This window comes from Streptomyces sp. A5-4 (assembly GCF_051131715.1).
Taxonomy (GTDB): Bacteria; Actinomycetota; Actinomycetes; order Streptomycetales; family Streptomycetaceae; genus Streptomyces.
The window spans coordinates 5007324-5027745 of sequence record NZ_CP178591.1; the positions used below are offsets into that span (position 1 = coordinate 5007324).

Below are 20422 nucleotides of genomic sequence, written 5' to 3' on the forward strand. Positions count from 1 at the left end.
ACAGCCCGTCCGGGGGCCTCAGTCCCCGCCGCCCCCGCCCCCGCCCCCGTCGCCTCCGCCACTGTTGCTCGCCGCTGCCTTGTCCTGCTTGACCGCGCGGTGCACCGCGACCGCAGGCCAGTGTTCACGGGCCAGGTGGCGCAGGGCGGAGCGGGTCGTGCGGGCGCCGAAGCCCGGGAAGTATCTGCCGGCCAGGTCGGTCGCCGACAGCAGGGCCGCGAGGGCCCGGTCGCGCCCGTCCGGGGAGTCGGCGCGGATCGACGCGGCGAGGCGCTGCCACACCGCCGCCGACGAGTCCTCCGGGCCCGCGGGGTGGCGGTGGTACGGGAAGAGGCCCAAGAACCGGCGCGTCTCCCGGCGCAGTGCGCCTTGCTCCACCAGACGGTTCAGGTACAGCTCCGTGATGTGCCGCCCGGTGCTCCTGACCCAGCCCTTCGTGCGCTCCCCCTTGCCCCCGCGGCCCTTGCCCGGCGCAGGCAGGCTCGCCAGCACTTGGGCGGCGACCGGGTCGGCGGGCGCGAGGGGGTTGATCACCTGGATCCGGCCGCGCTCCTCCGCGACATGGCCGCTCAGTTCCAGCTCCGCGAGTACGGCGCCGGCCATGCCGTACTCGACGTACCGCATGCGCACGCGTGCGCTCCCCCGCTGCGGGTCCAGGCCCAGCAGCAGGAGTTCCTCGGGGAGGGAGAAGCGCGTCGGCATCAGACGGCGGGCCTGATGATCCCGGTGACCTCGCCCAGGCCGACCCGCGTGCCGTGTGCGCCCGGCGCCCACGCGGTCAGGGTGACCTCGTCGCCATCCTCCAGGAAGGTGCGCTTGCCGTTGGTCAGGTCGAGCGGGTCACGCCCGTTCCAGGTCAGCTCCAGGAGGGAGCCGCGCTGTTCGGCGGCCGGGCCGCTGACCGTGCCCGAGCCGTACAGGTCGCCCGTGCGCAGCGAGGCGCCGTTGGCCGTCATCTGGGCCAGTTGCTGGGCGGCCGTCCAGTACATGGTGGAGAAGGGCGGCTCGGCGACCAGCTCGCCGTTGATCCGCACCTCGATCCGGATGTCGAAGCCGCCGGGCTCCTCCTCGTCCGCGTCGTCCAGGTAGGGCAGCAGCGGGAAGTCCCGGGCGGGCGGCGCGACATGGGCCGCCTCCAACGCCTCCAGCGGGGTCACCCACGCCGATACGGACGTGGCGAAGGACTTGCCCAGGAACGGGCCGAGCGGCACGTACTCCCAGGCCTGGATGTCCCGCGCCGACCAGTCGTTGAGGAGGGACAGGCCGAAGACGTGCTCCCGGAAGTCGCCGAGTGCGACGGGAGCGCCCTGCTCGGAGGGGGTGCCGACGACAAAGCCGACCTCCGCCTCGATGTCCAGCTTGATGGACGGGCCGAAGACGGGCGCCGGGTCGGCCGGGGCCTTGCGCTGGCCGGACGGGCGCACCACGTCGGTGCCGGAGACGACGACGGTGCCCGACCGGCCGTGGTAACCGATCGGCAGATGCTTCCAGTTGGGCGTCAGCGCGTCCCCGTCCGGCCGGAAGATCTTGCCGACGTTGGTGGCGTGGTGCTCGCTCGCGTAGAAGTCGACGTAGTCCGCGACGTCGTACGGAAGGTGCAGTGTGACCGCCGTGAGCGGGTGCAGCAGTGGCTCGATCTCGGCGCGGTGCGCCGGGCTCGTCACCCAGGCGGTCAGCGCGCGGCGCACGTCGCGCCACGCGGTGCGGCCCGCGGCGAGCAGCGGATTGAGCGTGGGCCGGGCGAGCAGCGCGGCGTACGGCGAGCCCAGGACGAGCGCGGCTGCTCCCACGTCCAGCACATGGCCGCCGATACGGACGCCGACCCGGCGGCGCTCTGGCTCCTCCGGGGTGGAGAAGACGCCGTAGGGGAGGTTGTGCGGGCCGAAGAGGTCGCCTTCGGCCAGGTCGAGCGGGCTTTGCTCGGGCATCGGTGCTGCCTCGCTTTCCAGGTCGTGAGAGGAACACGTTACGTGGCCGACGCCCGGCATGGCAGTGCCTAAAGAGTTCGCAATGTCCGGAAAAGCCTTGCTGGAATGCAGAATTCCGGCTTAGCGTCCTTTGGGGCAAAGGGCAGGGGTGGGCCATGCCCGCTAGGGGGGAAACAGGTGGCGAGCCGTAGCGCTTTACTCACGGCCGACCGGGATGTACCCGGGCTGATCGTGAAGATCGGGAATTATCCGCTGCACCACGGCGGGGTGGGGGCGATCCGCAGTCTGGGGCGACTCGGTGTGCCCATGTACGCGATCACCGAGGACCGGTGGACCCCGGCCGCGCGCTCCCGCTATCTAAAGCGCCCCTTCGTATGGCCGACCACCGGAACGGAGGATCCCGAGCGGCTGGTGGACGGGCTGCTGCGGATCGGCCGCCAAATCGGCCGTCCCACGGTGCTGCTGCCCACCGATGAGGAGGCGGCCGTGCTGATCGCCGAGCACCAGGACGCGCTCGCGGGGCCCTTCCTCTTCCCGCGCGTCGACGCGCGCCTGCCGCGCGGTCTCGCGAGCAAGCAGGGGCTGCACGAGCTGTGCGTCGAGCACGGGGTGCCGTCGCCCGCCGCGGCCTTTCCCGAGTCGTACGCCGATGTGGAGGCGTACGCCGCGGTGGCGACGTTCCCGGTGGTGGCCAAGAACCGCGAGGCGTTCGTACGCCGCAGGCAGCCCGCGGTGAACGGCACGACGCGAATAGCGGGGCCCGAGCAGCTGCTCGCGCTCGCGCGCGGCTGGGGCGAACGGCCGGGCGTCATCCTGCAGGAGTACCTGCCGCGCGAGGAGGCGGAGGACTGGATCGTCCACGCCTATTTCGACGCGGACAGTACGGCGCTGGCGATGTTCACCGGGGTGAAGGTGCGGTCCTGGCCCCCGCACGCGGGGATGACGGCGAGTGCGTATGTCGTGGACAACCCCGAACTCGCGCAGATCGCGGCGCAGTTCATCAAGCAGGTCGGGTTCAGTGGGGTCGTCGACCTCGATCTGCGTTTCGACCGGCGCGACGGGCAGTACAAGCTGCTCGACTTCAATCCGCGCATGGGCGCGCAGTTCCGGCTCTTCGAGAACGAGGCCGGGATCGACGTCGTACGGGCCCAGCATCTGCATCTGACCGGGCGCAAGGTCCCGGAGGGCGAGCAGCGGGCCGGTCACCGTTACGTCGTGGAGAACATTGATCTGGCGGCTCTGGTCGCGTACCGCCGCAGCGGCTACACGACGCCGCACGCCCCCGCCCGCGCGGACAGCACGGAGCTGGCGTGGCTCGCGGCGGACGACATGGGGCCGTTCCTGACGATGCTGGCCCGGCTCGTGCGGCCCGGCATCAAGCACCTGTACCAGATGTGGCGGGGCGCGCGTCCGGCTCGTCGCGATCCCGCGGTCAAGGTGCGGCCGGCGAGTGACGCCGGCCAGAGCAGTGCTGAGTAAGTGACGCCCAAGGGAGGGGACTTCACGTGATCCGTCCGGTAGTGGTCATCGGGGCAGGGCCCTACGGCCTGTCCACCGCGGCCCATCTGCGGGCCCGCGGCATTCCGGTCCGCGTGTTCGGTTCACCGATGGTGAGCTGGCACGAGAACATGCCCGCCGGGATGTTGCTCAAGTCGACGCCGGTGGCATCCAACATCGACGCCCCGCAGCCGGGCCACGATCTGATCGACTTCTGCGCGGAGACGGGTCGTCGGCGCTACGAGTCCGACTGGGACCTGATCCCGGTGGAGACGTTCGCGGAGTACGGGCAGTGGTTCGCCAGGAAGCTGCTTCCGGACCTGGAGCAGGTGCGGGTGGTGTCCGTGGACCGGTCGCGCGAGGGCTTCGAGCTGAAGCTCGACTCGGGCGAGCAGTTCGTGGCGAGGGCGGTCGTGGTGGCGACGGGCCTGGCGGGCCTGGCGCGGCTGCCGCGCGAGCTGGCGGCGGCGGTGCCGGAAGGCCTGTCGGCGAGCGGTCCGATCTCGCACGCCTCGTTCCACCGCGACCTGTCGCGCTTCGCGGGGCAGGACGTCGTTGTCGTCGGCGCGGGGCAGTCCGCGCTGGAGAACGCGGTGCTGTTGGCGGAGGCGGGTGCGGCGTCCGTGCGGATCGTGGCGCGGGGGTCGGGGGCGGTGTCCTTCGGGGACGCCCCCGACCGGCAGTCGCGGCTGCGTCCCGAGTCGCCGTTCGGCCGGGCCTGGTCGTTGTACGCGCTGTCGTACCACGCCACGCACGTACGCCGGCTGCCCGCGCCCGCGCGCCACTACCTGGTGCGCCGGGTGCTGGGGCCGCTCGGCGCGTGGTGGCTGCGCGAGCGTTTCCTGGCGGGGCGGATCCAGGTGACGGACGGGCGCCGGATCGTGGGTGCGCGGGTGCGGGACGGCCGCCCGGTGCTGACGCTGAGCGGGGGCCGGGGCGCGCAGCGCGAGCTGTCCGCGGACCATGTGATGGCCGCGACGGGCTACCGGACGGACGTGGCGGCGCTGGACTTCCTCGGGCACGAACTGCGGGCGGACCTGACGGTGACGCGGGGGGCGCCGCAGCTCGACGCCGGGTACGGGTCTTCGGTGCGGGGGCTGCACTTCACGGGGTTGCCCGCGGCGGCCTCGTTCGGGCCGGTGATGCGGTTCGTGTGCGGCACGGAGTATGCGTCGCCGCGCGTTGCGGGGGCTGTGACGCGGGGGTGAGGGGGCGGCGGGCGCGGATCGCCCGCGGCGGGCTGTTTCCCCGTACCGGCCCCTTCCCGCTGTGTCATTTCGCGGCTGCCGCCGCGTGGCGGGGGAGACCCCCGGGCCCCCTGGACACCCTACGGGCGTGTCCTCAAACGCCGGCCGGGCTGATGTTCAACCCGGCCGGCGTTTGAGGGCCGGGGTCTGGGGCGGAGCCCCAGCCTGGCAACCCGCACCCCGCGCCACCGCCTCACCCCGCCGTGCGCGGAATCCGCTTTTCCCACGTCCGGTGGAAGACCACCTCGTCGCCCTCCCGGCACGTCACCTCGTTCGACGTGATGAAGTCCGCCGCGTCGCAGGCGATCTCGGAACGCGTGCTGACGTGAACGTCCCAGCCCGTCTCCGGGCGGTGCAGCCGGATCGTCCAGTCCGAGCGGGTGCGCGCGCTCTGCGGGTCCGACTCGTTGATCGTGTACGTCTCCAGCGCGTCCTCGGTGAACTCCAGGCCGTCCGGATAGACCCGGGTCCCGCCGTAGCGCGGGTCGACCTCCATGCGCCATTCGCCGGCGGCCACATCGCGGGTGATGAGGCGTTCGGGGCGCTGGTCCGGGTTCTCGGGGAAGGCGACGGCCAGGGCGGCCGACTGCTCCGGCGGGGCGAAGGTGATGGAGTCGTGCGTCGGGGTCCTGACCGGGAGCTCCAGGGTGCTGCCCGCCGGGTCGAGGGTGAAGCCCGCCGAGTCCGCCTGCGGCCAGATCCACGGCCAGTACGCCGATGAGACCGACAGCCGGATGCGGTGGCCGGGCGGGAAGCTGTGGCCGATGCCGTTCAGCTCGAAGGTGACGTCCTTGGTCGCGCCCAGCGGCCACGCGTCCGCCCGGTCGCGTCCGTTGCGCGCCGAGAGGTTGAGCACGCCCCTGGTGATCAGCGTCGACGAGCCGTCCGGCGCCACGTCGCAGATCCGGGCCGCGGCCTGACCGAACGGCACGCCCAGGGTCAGGCGCAGCCGGACCCTGGGGCGGCCCAGGATCTCGATGGCACTCTCACCCACCGGGAATTCGAAGCTCGCCGACTTCGCGTCCTCCTCCCGCTGGTCCGGCGGCAGGTCCGCGTCGTTGCCGAAGGGGAAGAAGCGGCCCGCGTCCAGGCCGGTGTGCTGCGGCGAGTCGACGACGATCGGGTCGCCCTGGAGGGCGAACGGGACGCTGGTGATGTGCGGCGACGGCCAGACCGCGTCGCCCACCCAGCGGCCCGGCAGCTCCTCGTACACCGTCCGTGGCGGGTGCGAGTCGCTGATCCAGGAGCGCAGCAGCGGCTCCGCCATGACGTCGGTGTCGTCGGAGTCCTTCAGCCAGTGGTCCCACCAGCGCAGCGTCTCCTGGAGGAAGCCGATGGCCGGGCCGGGCGGCAGCCCCCGGTCCGGGTACTGGTGCGACCACGGGCCGATCAGGCCCCGTACCCGGTTGGGATCCAGATGCTCGACCAGCCGCAGTGCCGTGTCGCGGTACGGGTCGTGCCAGCCGCCCACCGCGAGCACCGCCGCGTCGATCGCGCCGTAGTCCTCGCACACGCTGCCGTGCTTCCAGTACGCGTCGCGCGTCTGGTGGGTCAGCCAGGTGTGGATGAAGGGCTCGACCTTCTCCAGGCGGGCCAGCCACATGTCCCGCCAGGCGTCGCCCACCTGCGCCGGGTCCGGGGGGCGTGCGACGAAGGCGAGCATGGTCGCCGCCCAGGCGTGCATGTCGACGGCCAGTACGGAGCCGCCCATGTAGTGCACGTCGTTGTCGTAGCGGTCGTCCGACGAGCAGACCGTGACGATCGCCTTGAGCGGCTCGGGGGCGAGCGCCGCGATCTGCAGGGAGTTGAAACCGCCCCAGGAGATGCCGAACATGCCGACCTTGCCGGTGCACCAGGGCTGCTCGGCGAGCCAGTTCACCACCGCGACGCCGTCCGCCAGCTCCGTCGCGTCGTACTCGTCGCCCGGCATGCCCTCGCTGTTGCCGTGCCCGCGCACATCCACCCGCACCGAGGCGTAGCCGTGCCCCGCGTACCAGGGGTGGCGCTGCGCGTCGCGCGGCGCCGTCCAGTCGCTCAGCCGGTACGGGAGGTATTCGAGCAGCGCCGGTACGGGCTCCTCGGTCACCGGACGCCAGATGCGGGCGTACAGGCGCGTCCCGTCGGGGAGCGGGATCCGTACGTCCTCCTGGGTCGTGCGGTACGGGAAGTCGGAAGCGGGCCGGACATGGATCTGCATGGATCACCTCAGTGGACGGGGTGCATGGTGCGCTTGAGCCGGGGAGCGGCGGCGATCACGGCCAGGCCGACCGCTACCGCGACGGCGCCGTTGACGCCGAAGTACACGGGGTTGGACACCTCGCCGTACAACTTCACGACCTGCGCCTGGATGCCGTTGGCGAGGGCCAGCGACAGGAAACCAGAGCGCCATGGTCTGGCTGGCGAACGCCCTGGGGGCGAGCTTGCCGCTGGCGGAGAGACCGGACGTCTCCAGGAGTACGCCACCGAGTCCGAGCAGCAGATACGAGCCGACGATCCACCACACGGCCATTCGGTACGTGTCACCGCTGTGCCCCGACGTCGGCAGGACCATCAGCAGGAACCAGAGACCACCGAGAATCACCCCGAACGCGATCTTGGTGGAGGCGTGCGGCTGGCGGGGGCCCATCCGGACCCAGACCGCGGCGACGACGGGTGCGAGCGAGGCCGGGAACAGCACGATGTACGGGCGCAGCCGGCCCCGTTCCTCGGGGGAGACCCGCGGGCTGCGGAACATCACCACGAAGTAGACGATCGGCGTGATCACCGAGACCAGGGTGAGCACGTCGACGAAACGGTCCATGGTCGGCCAGCCGACGAGCACGAGCAGGGTCGCGACGGCGGCGAAACCCAGGACCCCGGCGACGATCAGGCGTACGGCCCGGCGCATGCCGTCGGCCGGCAGCGCGAATTCGGCGGAGGCCTTGCGCCCGGCCAGGTGACGGCGGCCCATCACGTACTGGATCAGGCCGAAGGTCATGCCGATCGCGGCGGCCGAGAAACCCCAGTGCCAGCCCTTGTGGTCACCGAGCCAGCCGGTGACCAGCGGGCCGGCGAAGGCGCCGATGTTGATGCCCACGCAGTAGAGGGCGAAGCCGACGTCGCGGCGGTCGTCGTCGGTGCGGTAGAGCTTGCCGACCATGCTGGCGACATTGGGCTTGAGCAGGCCCGTACCGGCGCTGATCAGGCCGAGCCCCACCCAGGTCATGCCGTCGGTGGGGACGGCCATCGAATAGTGGCCGCAGGCGATGAGGATGCCGCCCCACAGCACGGCCCGGTAGGAGCCGAGGATGCGGTCGGCCAGCCAGTCACCGGCCACGGAGACCAGATAGACCATGGTTCCGTACGCCGCGGAGACCGAGGCGGCGGTGGCCGGATCCATGCCCATGCCACCGTCGGAGACGGCGTCGGCGAAGTACAGGACGAGGATGGCCTGCATGCCCAGGAACGAGAAACGTTCCCCGCCCTCCAGGCCGGAGAGGGGCATCAGGCCACGCGGCTGCCCGAAGAAGGCGTGGTCGTCCTCGGGCGGCGGCTGGTCTGACTCGGTGTCGGGCACAGTGCGGGACAAAGGGCCTACTCCTGGTCGTATGAGCTGAGCACGAACATACCGGGGTGCATCGGACTGTGCGCGGGGCGACGGGAAGGCGCTCTCGGCGATCGAAAGCTGACCGGATACGCTGACTTGAGTTGTGGACAGCGACAGATCGACAATCCGTGTGATCGTCAGCAGACAGGAGTAACCCTCGTGACCGTCGTCGGGCCGTTCGGACTGAGCGTGCGGGACCAGGCTCTTGAGACCGATGTGCAGGCCGGATTGGCGGCTGTCGAGGAGGGACTGCTCGACGCCACCAAGAGTGAGGTCCCCTTCATCACGGACGCCGCCCGGCACCTGGTGCGCGCGGGCGGCAAGCGGTTCCGTCCGCTCCTTGTCATGCTGGCCTCGCAGTTCGGTGATCCGCACGCGCCGGGCATCGTGCCGTCCGCCGTGGTCGTCGAGCTGACGCATCTGGCGACGCTGTACCACGACGACGTCATGGACGAGGCGGATGTGCGCCGCGGAGTGGCCAGCGCCAACGCGCGCTGGGGCAACTCGGTCGCGGTGCTCACCGGTGACTTCCTGTTCGCGCGGGCGTCGCACATACTGGCCGATCTCGGACTCGACGCCGTACGTGTCCAGGCGGAGGCGTTCGAGCGCCTGGTCACCGGCCAGATCCTGGAGACCTCGGGGCCGCGCGACGGTCGCGACCCGGTGGATCACTACCTGGACGTCATCGCGGGCAAGACCGGCTCACTGGTCGCCGTCTCCGGGCGGTTCGGCGCCATAATGTCCGGCGCCGACGACCGGGTCGTCGACATCCTCACGCAGTACGGCGAGCGCCTCGGCGTCGCCTTCCAGCTGGCGGACGATCTGCTGGACATCTCCAGCGAGGGCCACGAGTCGGGCAAGACGCCCGGCACGGACCTGCGCGAGGGCATCCCCACGCTGCCGGTGCTGCATCTGAGGGCGCAGGCGGCGGCGCACGGGCGTCCGGCGGACGTGGAGCTGTGCGAGCTGCTCGACGGCGATCTGACGGACGACGGCAGGCTCGCGGAGGTGCTGCGGCGCATGCGCGAGCACCCGGCCCTGGAGCAGGCGCGCCGCGACACCGTGCGGTACGCGCAGGAGGCCCGCGACACGCTGGCGCCGCTGCCCGAGTGCTATGCGAAGTCGGCTCTGGAAGAGCTGTGCGACACCGTGGTGCATCGCGCCGGATAGTGCCGCGCCGAATGTGGCGCAGGTCACATTCTGGGGTTGAGTCCAGGCCCGGGTCCGGTTCGTACGTATGCCCGATGCCGTCGCAGGGGGCGATGGCACGGGATGCGGGGAGAATTCCGGGCATGAGCGACATTGCGCAGCGACGACTTACTCGAAAGACCATCCTGATCGCCACCACCGCGGCCGCGGTCGCGGTGGGCGTCACGCTCACCGCGCTGCCGGCCTCCGCCGACAGCGGCAGCACGAGGGGCAGTACCAGTACCCGCGGCGACGCCGCCTTCTTCGCGGCGAGCCTCAACGGCGCCAACGAGGTACCCGTGCCGGGCGGCCCCGCCGCGGGCGACAGGGACGGGGCCGCGCTGGAGTTCCTCAAGGTCGAGGGCAGCACCGTGTCCTTCGCCGTGAAGTGGCGCGGCACCGACCGGCCGACTGCCCTGCACATCCATCAGGGCGGCAGGGGCGTCAACGGCGAAGTCAAGATCGACTTCACTGATCAGCTCGGCAAGGACAAGGACAAGGGCAAGGGCAAGGGCCACAGCCTCACCGGGTCCGTCGAGGTGCGGGACGCGGCGCTGCTGGACGCGCTCAAGGCCGGTCCGACGGGCTTTTACGCCAACCTGCACACCGCGGAGTTCCCGGGCGGCGCGGTACGCGGCCAGTTCCACCAGGTGGCCGACGCCTTCGACTTCGGCCACGCGCTGAGGAGCGTCCAGGCCCCGGTGCTCAGGGGCAGGCAGATCTACGCGTGCAAGAAGGGCACGGACGGGAAGTTCTCGTTCCAGCAGCGCGACGTACGGGCCGTACTCGCCGGCGACATCGCGCACTCCTTCGCCGAGCCGGACTCCGGCACCCCGGAGTGGATCGCCCCGGACCGCAGCGCGGTCACCGGCGCGGTGATCTCCAAGACGCCCAACGGCGCCGCGAACATCCCCGAGCTGAACCTCCGCGCGCAGCAGTCGGGCAAGAAGCGCGGGCTGCTCGCGCACACCGGCGAGATCCTGCGGCTGAACACGGTGGGCGGCGTCGCCCCTGCCGGCAGCTGCACGGAAGGCTCGCTGGCCGCGGTCTCGTACCGGGCCGACTATGTCTTCGTCCCGCGCTGACCGGGGCGATCGACCGCTGAGGAACACGAGATAGCTGCAAGGGGCACCGGCGTCTTCTCCTGCCCGGCGGGGGAGACGCCGGTGCTCTGTGTCATACCGCAGCAGTAGATGGAGTTGATCCCGGGGGCTGACGCTTTGGCTCCGCCGATTTGGTCAGATGGTAATCACCACTCCCCACCAATTCGGGTGAGAATGGCGGCGCGGGGTGGATGAGTGCAACTGACGACGGCCGCCAACCACGGAGGTAGAGCACACATGGCACCGAACGACAGCGCGCAGCCCACCGAGGAGACCAAGGGATTCGTGGCGAGCCGGCGCAGGGCCGCCCGCTACATCGTCCCGGTCGCGGTGGCGGGGGTGGCGGCGGCAACCATCGGGCTCGTACCGGCGCTCGCCAACTCCGGCGACCCCGACCTTCCGAAGATCTCCGCGCAGCAGCTCATCGAGAAGATCGCGGCATCCGACACCCAGCGGCTGTCCGGCACCGTGAAGATCAGCACCGACCTGGGCATCCCCTCGCTGGGCGGCCTGGCCGAGGGCCTGGCGAGCAGCATGGGCCCCAAGGACGGCGGCGAGGGCGCCTCGGCCGACCCCAAGGACAAGCTGATGGAGCTGGCCTCCGGCACGCACACGCTGCGGGTCGCGGCGGACGGTCCCGACAAGCAGCGGGTGTCGATCCTTGAGGACGCCGCCGAGTACAGCCTCATTCACAATGGCGGCGAGGTCTGGGCGTACGACAGCGCCTCGAACGAGGCCTTCCACGGGAAGGAGCCCGCGGGCGCCGGGGACTCCGGCAAGGACGCCGGCAAGCGGGAGAAGCTGCCCGAGGGTGTCCCGACCACCCCGAAGGCACTCGCCGAAGAGGTCCTGAAGGCCGCGGACGACACCACGTCGGTGACCGTCGACGGCACGACGCAGGTCGCGGGCCGCGATGCGTACCAGCTGCTCATCAAGCCCAAGCAGGCCGGCTCGACGATCGGCGCCATCAGGGTCGCGGTCGACGCCGACAACGGCGTACCGCTGAAGTTCACGCTCTCGCCGAGCAGCGGCGGCAAGGCCGCGATCGACGCGGGCTTCACCAAGGTCGACTTCGGCAAGCCGTCCGCGGACACCTTCACGTTCAGTCCGCCCAAGGGCGCGAAGGTGACCGAGGCCGACGAGCTGAAGGAGCACGGCAAGGGCGACCAGGACGTCCAGGAGTTCAAGAAGGACTTCGAGGGCGGCAAGGGCGAGCTGCCCACCGGCCTTGAGGACCTCCAGGGTCTCAACGTCCTCGGTGAGGGCTGGTCCTCGGTCGCCGTGATCAAGTCGCCCGCGGGCGAGGGCATGGCGCCCAAGGCGGAGGGCAAGCCCGGCGAGAAGAGCGGCGACCTGCCGCCCGAGGCCGAGCAGTTCCTGGACGCGCTGGGCGACAAGGTGTCCGGCGAGTTCGGCACCGGCACGGTCTTCTCGACCCGCCTGGTCAACGCCCTGATGACGGACGACGGCACGGTGTACGTCGGTGCGGTCACCAAGGACGCCCTGGTGAAGGCCGCCAACGAGGCCAAGTAGTCGGCGTATTGAGCCAGGAACCGGGAGCAGGTAGGTAGATGGAGGAGCTGTCCGCCGCAGGTGGGTCCGTGATCGATACCCGCGGGCTCACCAAGCGGTTCCGCGGCGGGCAGCTCGCCGTCGACGGCCTCGACCTCACGGTCCCGGCCGGCAGCGTGTTCGGCTTCCTCGGGCCCAACGGCTCGGGGAAGACGACCACGATCCGGATGCTGATGGGCCTGATCGAGCCGACGTCGGGCACGGCGACGATGCTCGGCAGGCCCGTACCGCGTTCCGTGCGCGACGTGCTTCCCGAGGTGGGCGCGCTCATCGAGGGGCCCGCGCTGTACGGCTTCCTGTCTGGGCGCGACAACCTGATCCGATACGACTCCGCGGACCCGGCCGCCGACCCGCGCACCCGGCGGGTCCGGGTCGCGGCGGCGCTCGACCGGGTGGGTCTCACGGCGGCCGGGGCCAAGAAGGCCAAGGCGTACTCGCTGGGGATGAAGCAGCGGCTCGGGCTCGCTGCCGCGCTGCTCCAGCCCCGCAGACTGCTCGTACTCGACGAGCCGACCAACGGCCTCGACCCGCAGGGCATGCGGGAAATCCGGTCGCTGGTACGGGAGTTGGCGGCGGAGGGCACCACGGTCTTCCTCTCCTCGCACCTGCTCGACGAGATCGAGCAGGTCTGCACCCACGCCGCGGTGATGGCTCAGGGGCGGCTGCTCGTCCAGGGCCCGGTCGCCGACCTCGCGGCCGGTGCGCGCGGGCGCCTCGCCGTCACCACCCCGGACACGGCCGACGCGACGCGGGTGCTCAAGGAGCTCGGCGTCACCGGACTGGCCGTCGACGAGGACCGGGTGACCGGCGAACCACCCCCGGGGGAAACGGAATTGGCGGACCTCAATGCCGCGCTGGTGCGGGCCGGGGTCCGGGTGCGGGCCTTCGGGATCGAGCGGGCCTCACTGGAGGACGCCTTCGTGGCGCTGACCGGGGAGGGCTTCGATGTCGCGGGCTGAGACGCTGCCCGAGGGCCGGCCCGCGGGCCGGAGCGCGCTGTGGGCCCTCGGTCTCTTCCGGTCCGAGCTCACCCTCACCTTCCGCCGCTGGCGCACGCTCGCGCTGCTCGCGGTGCTGGCCGCCGTGCCCGTACTGATCGGCATCGCCGTGAAGATCGAGACGGGCGACGGCTCGTCGGTCGGCGGCGGTGGCGGAGAGGGCCCCGCCTTCCTCACTCAGATCACCAACAACGGGTTGTTCCTGGTCTTCGCGGCGCTCGCAGCGACCCTGCCGGTCTTCCTGCCGATGGCCGTCGGTGTCGTCGCGGGCGACTCGGTCGCGGGGGAGTCGAACGCCGGGACCCTGCGCTATCTGCTGGTCGCTCCGGCCGGCCGCACCCGTCTGCTCCTCGCCAAGTACACGGCCACCATGGCCTTTTGCCTGGTCGCGACCCTGGTGGTGGCGGTGTCCGCGCTGGTCACCGGGGCGCTGCTGTTCCCGCTCGGTGACGTCATGACCATTTCGGGGACGCGGATCGGCTTCGGCGACGCAATGGTGCGTACGGTGCTGATCGCGGCCGTCGTGGCCGCCTCACTGACCGGGCTCGCCGCCCTCGGCCTGTTCATCTCGACCCTCACCGGCAGTGGCATCGCGGCCATGGCGGCGACGGTCGGACTGCTGATCACGGTGCAGATCCTGGACACGATCCCGCAGTTGCAGGCGATCCACCCGTATCTCTTCCCGCACTACTGGCTGTCCTTCACGGACCTGCTGCGCGAGCCGGTCTACTGGGACGAGGTGCTGAAGAACCTGGGGCTCCAGGGGCTGTACGTGGCGGTGTTCGGCTCCGCGGCCTGGGCGCGCTTCACCACGAAGGACATCACGGCCTGAGAGCCCCGGCCGGGCCTGGGCTTCGTCGCGCGCGGGCCCGGGAACAAGGCGGGGGCCCCGCTGTGACGCGGGGCCCCGTACGGGATGCCGTCGAGCTGTCCCCCGACTCGGCTCGACACGACACGTACCGTTTCCTCAGGGCATTGTTCGCGTTCGGACAAAGAGCTGTCAACACGGAGCGTGTCGTACCGCCCTATGCTCACCGAATGGCCACACCAGCTAGTCCGCCGGGCTCGCCCAACCCGCGGCGCCGCAGCGCCAAGTCGCGGCAGGCGATCCTCACCGCAGCACTGGAACTCTGCGCGGAAAAGGGGTACGGCGGCGTCACGATCGAGGCGATCGCGGCGAGCGCCGGTGTGAGCAAGAAGACCATCTACCGCTGGTGGCCGTCCAAGGGCGCGGTGGTGCTCGAAGCCGTGACGGACGGGGTGGAGGGCGGCACGCCCTTCGTCGACACCGGCGACCTCGCGGCCGATCTGTGGACGCACATGACCGGCCTCACGGTGCTGTTCGCCACCGCGCCGTACGGTCCCGCGTACGCCGGCATCCTCTCCGAGGTGCTGCACGACGACGCGCTGGCGCGGACGCTCAACGAGCAGTTGATCTCGCAGCGCTTCGCCGCGGCGAAGAACCGGCTGCGCAGCGCGCAGTTACAGGGCGAACTGCCGGAGGACACCGACCTCGAACTGGCCGCGGAGATGCTCTACGGCCCGCTCTACTATCGCTACGTCCTCCGGCAGTCACTGCACAGCCCCGCCCGTGTCGGGGAGCTGATCGACCACGTTCTGCGCGCCTTCAGGCCCTGAGCTCCTCGGGGCCCGGGTCGTTCAGAAGGTGAGCTTCCAGCTGTCGATGTATCCGGTGTCCTGCGCGGCCACGTCCTGGGCGCGCAGCTTCCAGATCCCATTGGCCGTCTCGCTCGACGCGTTCACCGTGTAGCTGGTGATGACGTTGTCGGCCGAGTCGTTGCTGCTGGAGTTCTTCAGCCGGTACGCCGTTCCGTCGGGCGCCACCAGGTCGAGCACCACATCGCCGCGCCAGGTGTGCTTGACGTCCACGCCGACACTGAGCGCGGCGGGAGCATTGCCCGTGCGGCCGGCGATGGTGACGGGAGAGGTGACGGCCGCGCCGTTGTCGGGAATCGCGACGTCGGTGGTGTTCTCGGTGGATTCACCGGGCGGCGTGGTCGTCCCGGCGCCCAGCGTCCAGATCGCGTGGGCGATGGCGTCGCTGTTGCGGTCCAGGGCGGTGTCGTTGACGTTCGCCGTGGTGTCGCACGAGGAGTGGTAGCAGCGGTCGAAGGCCGTGCCCGACGTGCCGCCCCACTTCTGCGCCTGGGCGGCCGACTTCGTACGGCTGGCGCCCGTGAAGAGGCCGCCGACGGGGATGCCGACGTTCTTGAAGCTGGCGTGGTCCGAGCGGCCGTCGCCCTCGGTCTCGATCTCGGTCGGGACGCCGAGGCCGGTGTAGAAGTCCTTGAAGGTCTTCTCGATGGCCGGGTCGTCGTCGTAGACGAAGTAGCCGGGGTTCGGCGAGCCGATCATGTCGAAGTTCAGGTACCCGGAGAACTTCGAACGCTCGGTGCTCGGCAGTTGGCTGACGTAGTACTTCGAGCCCACCAGCCCGAGCTCCTCCGCGCCCCACCAGCCGAATCGCAGATGCTTCGTGGGCTTGAGCTGGGCGCGGGAGACGGCGAGTGCGGTCTCCAGTACGGCGGCCGAGCCGGTCCCGTTGTCGTTGATCCCGGCGCCCGAGGTGACCGAGTCGAGGTGCGCGCCGGCCATCAGGACCTGGTTCGCGTCACCGCCGGGCCAGTCGGCGATCAGGTTGTAGCCCGTGGCGCCGCTGGAGGTGAACTGCTGCACGGAGGTGGTGAATCCGGCGGCGTCCAGCTTGGCCTTCACATAGTCGATGGACGCCTTGTAACCGGGCCTGCCGTGCGCGCGGTTGCCGCCGTTGGCGGTGGCTATCGACTGGAGCTGGTTGAGGTGCGCCTTGACGTTGGCTATCGGTATGTCGGGGGCGGCGAGCGCGGCCTGCGGGGCGGCGGACGCCGACGGCGAGGTGACGGCGAGCAGCCCGGCGAGCGCGAGTGCGGCCGCGGCGGCGGTGCGTCTGGAGGTGGAGAGGTTCATGTGGGGGCTCCGGATTCCGTGGGGACAGGACGGAACGTGCGAGACGCCCCGCGATGGGTGTGACGCGGGGCGTAGGAGCTGTACTGAAGCTGGTGGTGCGCTGTGCGTGCTGCATGTTCAGCGCGGGCCCGATGCCCAGTCAAGAGCGGAAACCGGACACTGGTGTTCGTATATCGGGACTGTGTGCGTTTTCGGCGGACTGCCGGGGGCCCGGCGGGCGGTGTCCAGTGGCCCGCCGGGCCCCCGGTGCGCGTCCTCAGTGGAGGCAGAATTCATTGCCTTCGGGATCGGCCATCACGAGCCACTCCCCGCCCGGCTCCTTGACCTGGTGCAGGACGCTCGCGCCGAGCCCTTCCAGGCGCGTGACTTCGGCCGCCCGGGTCCCCTGGGCGGTGTGCACGTCGATGTGGAGCCGGTTCTTGCCGGTCTTCACCTCCGGTACGTGCTGGAACAGCAGGCGGCGGCCGAGGCCCGTGCCGCTGTCCGCGTCGTACGGGTCGTCCGGATGCCGGACGGCGACCAGTTCGCGCCACGCGCGGCGGCCGTGGAATTGCACCGTCGCTTCGGGGGGCGCGGCGCCGATGCCGAGCAGGCGTTCGATGAGGCCGCTGTTGTCCTCCACCTCGTAGCCGAGGGTCGCGGCCCAGAAGTCGGCCTGGGCGTGCGGGTCGGCGGCGTCGATGACGAGCTTCCAGTGCAGTGTCATGGCAACCACTTATACTGGTTACGTGATGGAGGCGGCAATGGACACGCCAGGACTGACCCTGCGTACGCCGGAGGGCCGCCCGTTCCTGTTCGATCCCGGCGCGCTCTGCCTGGAGTTGCTGCCGACCGGTGGCCCCGGTGCCTACGCCCGGTACGAGGTCCTGCACACCCCCGCCGACCTGGTGCGCTGGGCGGCGGAGAGCAGGCTGCCCGGCGGCCTCGATGTGCTGGTGAGCGAGGCGGAGCTGGTGGACGCGCGGGCGCTGCGCGACGCGCTGTGGCGGCTGGCCGAGGACCGCGCGCACGGCCGCGCCCTGTCCGTGGCCGAGTTGGACGTGGTCAATGCGCGGGCGGCGCGCGCGGCGTTGGTCGCCCGTATCGACCGGCCGGCCGACGCCGGCGCGGGCGGTGGTGCCGTGCGCGGGTGGGCGCCGGGGGCGACCGGGGACCAGCTGCTGTCGACGGTGGCGCGCGACGCGATCGACCTGTTCACGGGGGCGTTCGCGCACCGCGTCCGGATCTGCGGCGCCCATGACTGCGCGCTGCTCTTCGTAGACACCTCCCGCCCGGGACGGCGCCGCTGGTGCGCGATGGAACGCTGCGGCAACCGCCACAAGGTGCGGGCCCACCGGGCCCGCCGGAGCGGCGGGAGCGGCCGGAGCGACCGGAACGAAGGGGAAAGCTGATGCCTACGGGACCGACACAGGACGCGGGTTGGGAGATCGGCGTCTCGCGGACGCTGCCGCACCCGCCCTCCGCCGTATGGGAGTTCGTCGCGAGCCCCGAGGGCGTCGTGCTGTGGCTCGGCGCGGGCGCGGAACTCACCCCGGAGAAGGGGGCCGCGTATCGCACGGACGAGGGCATGACCGGGGAGGTCCGCGGCTACCGCCCGAACGACCGGATCCGGCTCACCCACGGCGCGACCACCGTCCAGGTCACGGTGTCGGGTGCGGCCTCCGGTGCCGGGGAGAAGGCCGTACTCCGCTTCCACCAGGAGCAGCTGGCGAGCGCCGGGGAGCGGGAGGCCGCGCGCGAGCACTGGCGCGCGGTGCTGGACACGGTGGCCGCGGCGCTCGGCGGCGCCTGAGGCGGATGTGGGGGAGGGTTACGTCGCCGGTTCGCGGGGCGGCGCGGCAACGGCCTCGGGGCCGGCCGCCGACATGGTGTCCGCGAGCGCGGCCGTGGCCGCCCGCGCCGCTCGCAGCCGCACCGCGTCCGCCCTGGTGCGTCGCGCCGTACGCAGCGCGTCCCAGGTCAGGAGGGCCAGCGCCGCCCAGACCAGGGCGAAGCCCGCCCACCGCTCGGGCGGCATGGCCTCGTGGAAGTACGTGATGCCCAGGACGAATTGGAAGACCGGCGCGAGGTACTGCAGCAGCCCCAGCGTCGACAGCGGCACCCTGATCGCCGCCGCGCCGAAGCAGACCAGCGGGACGGCGGTGACCAGCCCGGTCGCGGCCAGCAGCGCCGCATGGCCCATGCCCTGGGCGGCGAAGGTGGAGCCGCCCTGGGAGCCGGTCCAGAGCAGGTAGCCGAGCGCGGGCAGGAAGAGGATCGCGGTCTCGGCGGAGAGCGACTCCACCCCGCCGAGGTTGACCTTCTTCTTGACCAGGCCGTACGTCGCGAACGAGAACGCCAGCGTCAGCGAGATCCACGGCGGCTGCCCGTACCCGATCGCCAGCACGAGCACCGCCGCGAAGCCGATGCCGACGGCGATCCACTGGGCGAGCCGCAGCCGTTCCTTGAGGAGCAGGACGCCCATGGCGATGGTGACCAGCGGATTGATGAAGTAGCCGAGGGAGGCCTCGACGACATGGCCGTTGTTGACGGACCAGATGTACAGGCCCCAGTTGACCGTGATGACGGCCGCGGCGACGGCTATCAGCGCCAGTCGGCGGGGCTGGCGTATCAACTCGCCCACCCACGCCCAGCGGCGCAGTGCCAGCAGGGCGACGGCGACGACGGCCAGCGACCAGACCATCCGGTGGGCGAGGATCTCCATCGCGCCGGACGGCTTGAGCAGCGGCCAGAACAGCGGGACGAGTCCCCACATCCCGTAGGCGCCCACGCCGTACAGCAGGCCGGTCCGCTGCTCGCTGATCGTCTTCACTGAGTCTCCCGCCCCGCACCCGATGTCGCGTCGACGGTAACGCCGCCCCGGCCCGCCTGTCATGTCCGTATCGCATGACGGTCGTGACAGGGGTGCCGTTTGTGGCGCGGGTCATACGGGGCGGGTCGGGGGCCGCTCCCGGCGTGCGCGGGTCAGGCGAGAGAGGCGGCGACGGTTGCCGCGAGCGGGGTGGTGGGCCGGCCGATGAGTCGCGCCAGATCGCCGCTCGTCCCGGCGAGCAGACCCCGTGCGATGGCCTTGTCCACGTCCACGAGGAGCGTGGCGAAGCCCTCGGGGAGCCCGGCCGCGACCAGGATCCGCTGGTGCTCGGCGGCCGGGACGGCGTTGTACGAGACGGCCTTGCCGGAAGCCTTCGCGACCTCGGCCGCGTACTCGCCGAAGCTCCAGGACGCGTCACCGCTCAGCTCGTACGCGCGCCCCACGTGCGCCTCGCGGTCACCGGCCAGGACGGCGGCCGCGGCGGCGGCGAAGTCGGCGCGGCCGGCGGAGGCGACCCTGCCCTCGCCCGCGTTGCTGACGACGGCGCCGTGCTCCAGCACCGCACCGAGCCGGCCGGTGTAGTTCTCGGTGTACCAGCCGTTGCGCAGGAAGGTGTACGGCAGCCCGGAGTCGAGGATCAGCTGCTCGGTGGCCTTGTGCTCGTCGGCCAGCAGGAAGTCCGCGTCGGGCCCGCCGAGGATGCCGGTGTACGCGAGCTGCGCGACCCCCGCCGCCTTCGCGGCGTCGATCACCGCGGTGTGCTGCGGGACGCGCTGTCCGACCTCGCTGCCGGAGATCAGCAGGACGCGCTCGCCGGGGCGGAAGGCGCCGACCAGGGTCGCGGGCACGCTGTAGTCCGCGACCCGGATCTCCACCCCGCGCTCCGCGAGGTCCGCCGCCTTCTCCTTGTCGCGTACGACGGCGGCGACGTCGGCCGCCGGTACCTGGGTGAGCAACTCGTCGATGACGAGACGGCCCAGGGCGCCAGTGGCTCCGGTGACAACAATGCTCATGGGTGTTTTCTCCTGCTATCGGGGATTCGAGAACTCACCCTACGGCAGGTACTAACTGCGAGTAAGTACCCACTTTGAAGTAAGGTACCTACATGTCAGTAAGCGAAGAAGTGAACACGGGGGCGAGCCGGAGCCCCGACGTGAATCGGGCCGTCTGCCCCTCGCGGGTCGTGCTTGAGCACGTCACCAGTCGCTGGGGCGTGCTGGTGCTCGCCGCGCTGCTGGAGCGTTCGTACCGCTTCAGTGAGCTGCGCCGCGAGATCGGCGGGGTGAGCGAGAAAATGCTCGCCCAGACCCTCCAGACGCTGGAGCGCGACGGCTTCGTCGACCGCGACGCCAAGCCCGTGATCCCGCCCCGCGTCGACTACACGCTGACGGAGCTGGGCCGGGAGGCGGCCGATCAGGTCTGGGCGCTGGCGCGCTGGACCGAGCGGCGGATGGACCTGGTGCTCCGGGCGCGGGAGACGTACGACGAGGCCCGGCCCTGAAGTGAGCTCGGGGCCGGGCCTCG

General features: G+C 71.2%; 18 protein-coding genes and 1 pseudogene. 11 read left to right on the forward strand and 8 right to left on the reverse strand.

Features of this window, described 5'->3' with window-relative positions:
* Positions 1-18: 18 nt before the first annotated feature.
* Entirely contained in the window at positions 19-702 is a 684-nt protein-coding gene (locus ACLLJJ_RS23300; RefSeq protein ID WP_434594835.1) for a GOLPH3/VPS74 family protein, read from the reverse strand.
* Positions 702-1928, reverse strand: coding sequence for a fumarylacetoacetase (gene fahA, locus ACLLJJ_RS23305; protein WP_434594837.1), 1227 nt, complete (start codon positions 1926-1928; stop codon positions 702-704). The genes ACLLJJ_RS23300 and fahA overlap by 1 nt, the downstream gene beginning before the upstream one ends.
* A 231-nt stretch (positions 1929-2159) precedes the next feature.
* Here fahA and ACLLJJ_RS23310 point away from each other — a divergent pair, with 231 nt between their 5' ends.
* Entirely contained in the window at positions 2160-3407 is a 1248-nt protein-coding gene (locus ACLLJJ_RS23310) for an ATP-grasp domain-containing protein (RefSeq protein WP_434594840.1), read from the forward strand.
* A 26-nt stretch (positions 3408-3433) separates the two neighbouring features.
* Positions 3434-4633: an NAD(P)-binding domain-containing protein gene (locus ACLLJJ_RS23315; RefSeq protein ID WP_434594843.1), complete on the forward strand. Its 1200-nt coding sequence runs from the start codon at positions 3434-3436 to the stop codon at positions 4631-4633.
* Positions 4634-4865: 232 nt separating this feature from the next.
* Here the strand turns inward: ACLLJJ_RS23315 and ACLLJJ_RS23320 are convergent, their stop codons facing one another.
* Both ACLLJJ_RS23320 and ACLLJJ_RS23325 read right to left on the reverse strand, forming a co-directional pair.
* Positions 4866-6869 (reverse strand): CocE/NonD family hydrolase, encoded by a 2004-nt coding sequence (locus tag ACLLJJ_RS23320; protein WP_434594846.1) that lies wholly within the window; start codon positions 6867-6869, stop codon positions 4866-4868.
* Between the two features lie 8 nt (positions 6870-6877).
* Positions 6878-8240: pseudogene (locus ACLLJJ_RS23325) on the reverse strand (peptide MFS transporter).
* A gap of 177 nt (positions 8241-8417) precedes the next feature.
* Between ACLLJJ_RS23325 and ACLLJJ_RS23330 the strand changes: the two are divergent.
* From ACLLJJ_RS23330 to ACLLJJ_RS23355, 6 genes are all read left to right on the forward strand, one after another.
* Positions 8418-9428, forward strand: coding sequence for a polyprenyl synthetase family protein (locus ACLLJJ_RS23330; protein ID WP_434594849.1), 1011 nt, complete (start codon positions 8418-8420; stop codon positions 9426-9428).
* A gap of 122 nt (positions 9429-9550) precedes the next feature.
* Entirely contained in the window at positions 9551-10531 is a 981-nt protein-coding gene (locus tag ACLLJJ_RS23335; RefSeq protein ID WP_434594851.1) for a CHRD domain-containing protein, read from the forward strand.
* A gap of 255 nt (positions 10532-10786) precedes the next feature.
* Positions 10787-12082: a LolA family protein gene (locus ACLLJJ_RS23340; RefSeq protein WP_434594854.1), complete on the forward strand. Its 1296-nt coding sequence runs from the start codon at positions 10787-10789 to the stop codon at positions 12080-12082.
* A gap of 38 nt (positions 12083-12120) precedes the next feature.
* A complete protein-coding gene (locus ACLLJJ_RS23345; RefSeq protein ID WP_434594857.1) occupies positions 12121-13080 on the forward strand; it encodes an ABC transporter ATP-binding protein in 960 nt (319 codons plus the stop codon).
* Positions 13067-13951: an ABC transporter permease gene (locus ACLLJJ_RS23350; RefSeq protein ID WP_434594859.1), complete on the forward strand. Its 885-nt coding sequence runs from the start codon at positions 13067-13069 to the stop codon at positions 13949-13951. The genes ACLLJJ_RS23345 and ACLLJJ_RS23350 overlap by 14 nt, the downstream gene beginning before the upstream one ends.
* 206 nt (positions 13952-14157) lie before the next feature.
* Entirely contained in the window at positions 14158-14757 is a 600-nt protein-coding gene (locus ACLLJJ_RS23355) for a TetR/AcrR family transcriptional regulator (RefSeq protein WP_434594862.1), read from the forward strand.
* Between the two features lie 21 nt (positions 14758-14778).
* Here ACLLJJ_RS23355 and ACLLJJ_RS23360 read toward each other — a convergent pair whose 3' ends face one another.
* Together ACLLJJ_RS23360 and ACLLJJ_RS23365 are read right to left on the reverse strand one after the other, a co-directional pair.
* Positions 14779-16086, reverse strand: a complete 1308-nt coding sequence (locus ACLLJJ_RS23360) for a M28 family peptidase (RefSeq protein WP_434594865.1) — start codon at positions 16084-16086, stop codon at positions 14779-14781.
* A gap of 256 nt (positions 16087-16342) precedes the next feature.
* On the reverse strand, positions 16343-16792 hold the full coding sequence (locus ACLLJJ_RS23365) for a VOC family protein (RefSeq protein ID WP_434594867.1): 450 nt from the start codon (positions 16790-16792) through the stop codon (positions 16343-16345).
* 37 nt (positions 16793-16829) lie between these two features.
* Between ACLLJJ_RS23365 and ACLLJJ_RS23370 the strand changes: the two genes are divergently transcribed.
* Both ACLLJJ_RS23370 and ACLLJJ_RS23375 read left to right on the forward strand, forming a co-directional pair.
* On the forward strand, positions 16830-17477 hold the full coding sequence (locus ACLLJJ_RS23370) for a CGNR zinc finger domain-containing protein (protein WP_434594870.1): 648 nt from the start codon (positions 16830-16832) through the stop codon (positions 17475-17477).
* A complete protein-coding gene (locus tag ACLLJJ_RS23375; RefSeq protein WP_434594872.1) occupies positions 17477-17878 on the forward strand; it encodes an SRPBCC family protein in 402 nt (133 codons plus the stop codon). The genes ACLLJJ_RS23370 and ACLLJJ_RS23375 overlap by 1 nt, the downstream gene beginning before the upstream one ends.
* Positions 17879-17896: 18 nt before the next feature.
* Here the strand turns inward: ACLLJJ_RS23375 and rarD are convergent, their stop codons facing one another.
* A complete protein-coding gene (gene rarD / locus ACLLJJ_RS23380; protein ID WP_434594875.1) occupies positions 17897-18898 on the reverse strand; it encodes an EamA family transporter RarD in 1002 nt (333 codons plus the stop codon).
* 152 nt (positions 18899-19050) lie between these two features.
* On the reverse strand, positions 19051-19911 hold the full coding sequence (locus ACLLJJ_RS23385) for an SDR family oxidoreductase (RefSeq protein WP_434594878.1): 861 nt from the start codon (positions 19909-19911) through the stop codon (positions 19051-19053).
* A gap of 92 nt (positions 19912-20003) precedes the next feature.
* Between ACLLJJ_RS23385 and ACLLJJ_RS23390 the strand changes: the two genes are divergently transcribed.
* On the forward strand, positions 20004-20399 hold the full coding sequence (locus ACLLJJ_RS23390; protein ID WP_434594879.1) for a winged helix-turn-helix transcriptional regulator: 396 nt from the start codon (positions 20004-20006) through the stop codon (positions 20397-20399).
* The last annotated feature ends 23 nt before the right edge of the window (positions 20400-20422 follow it).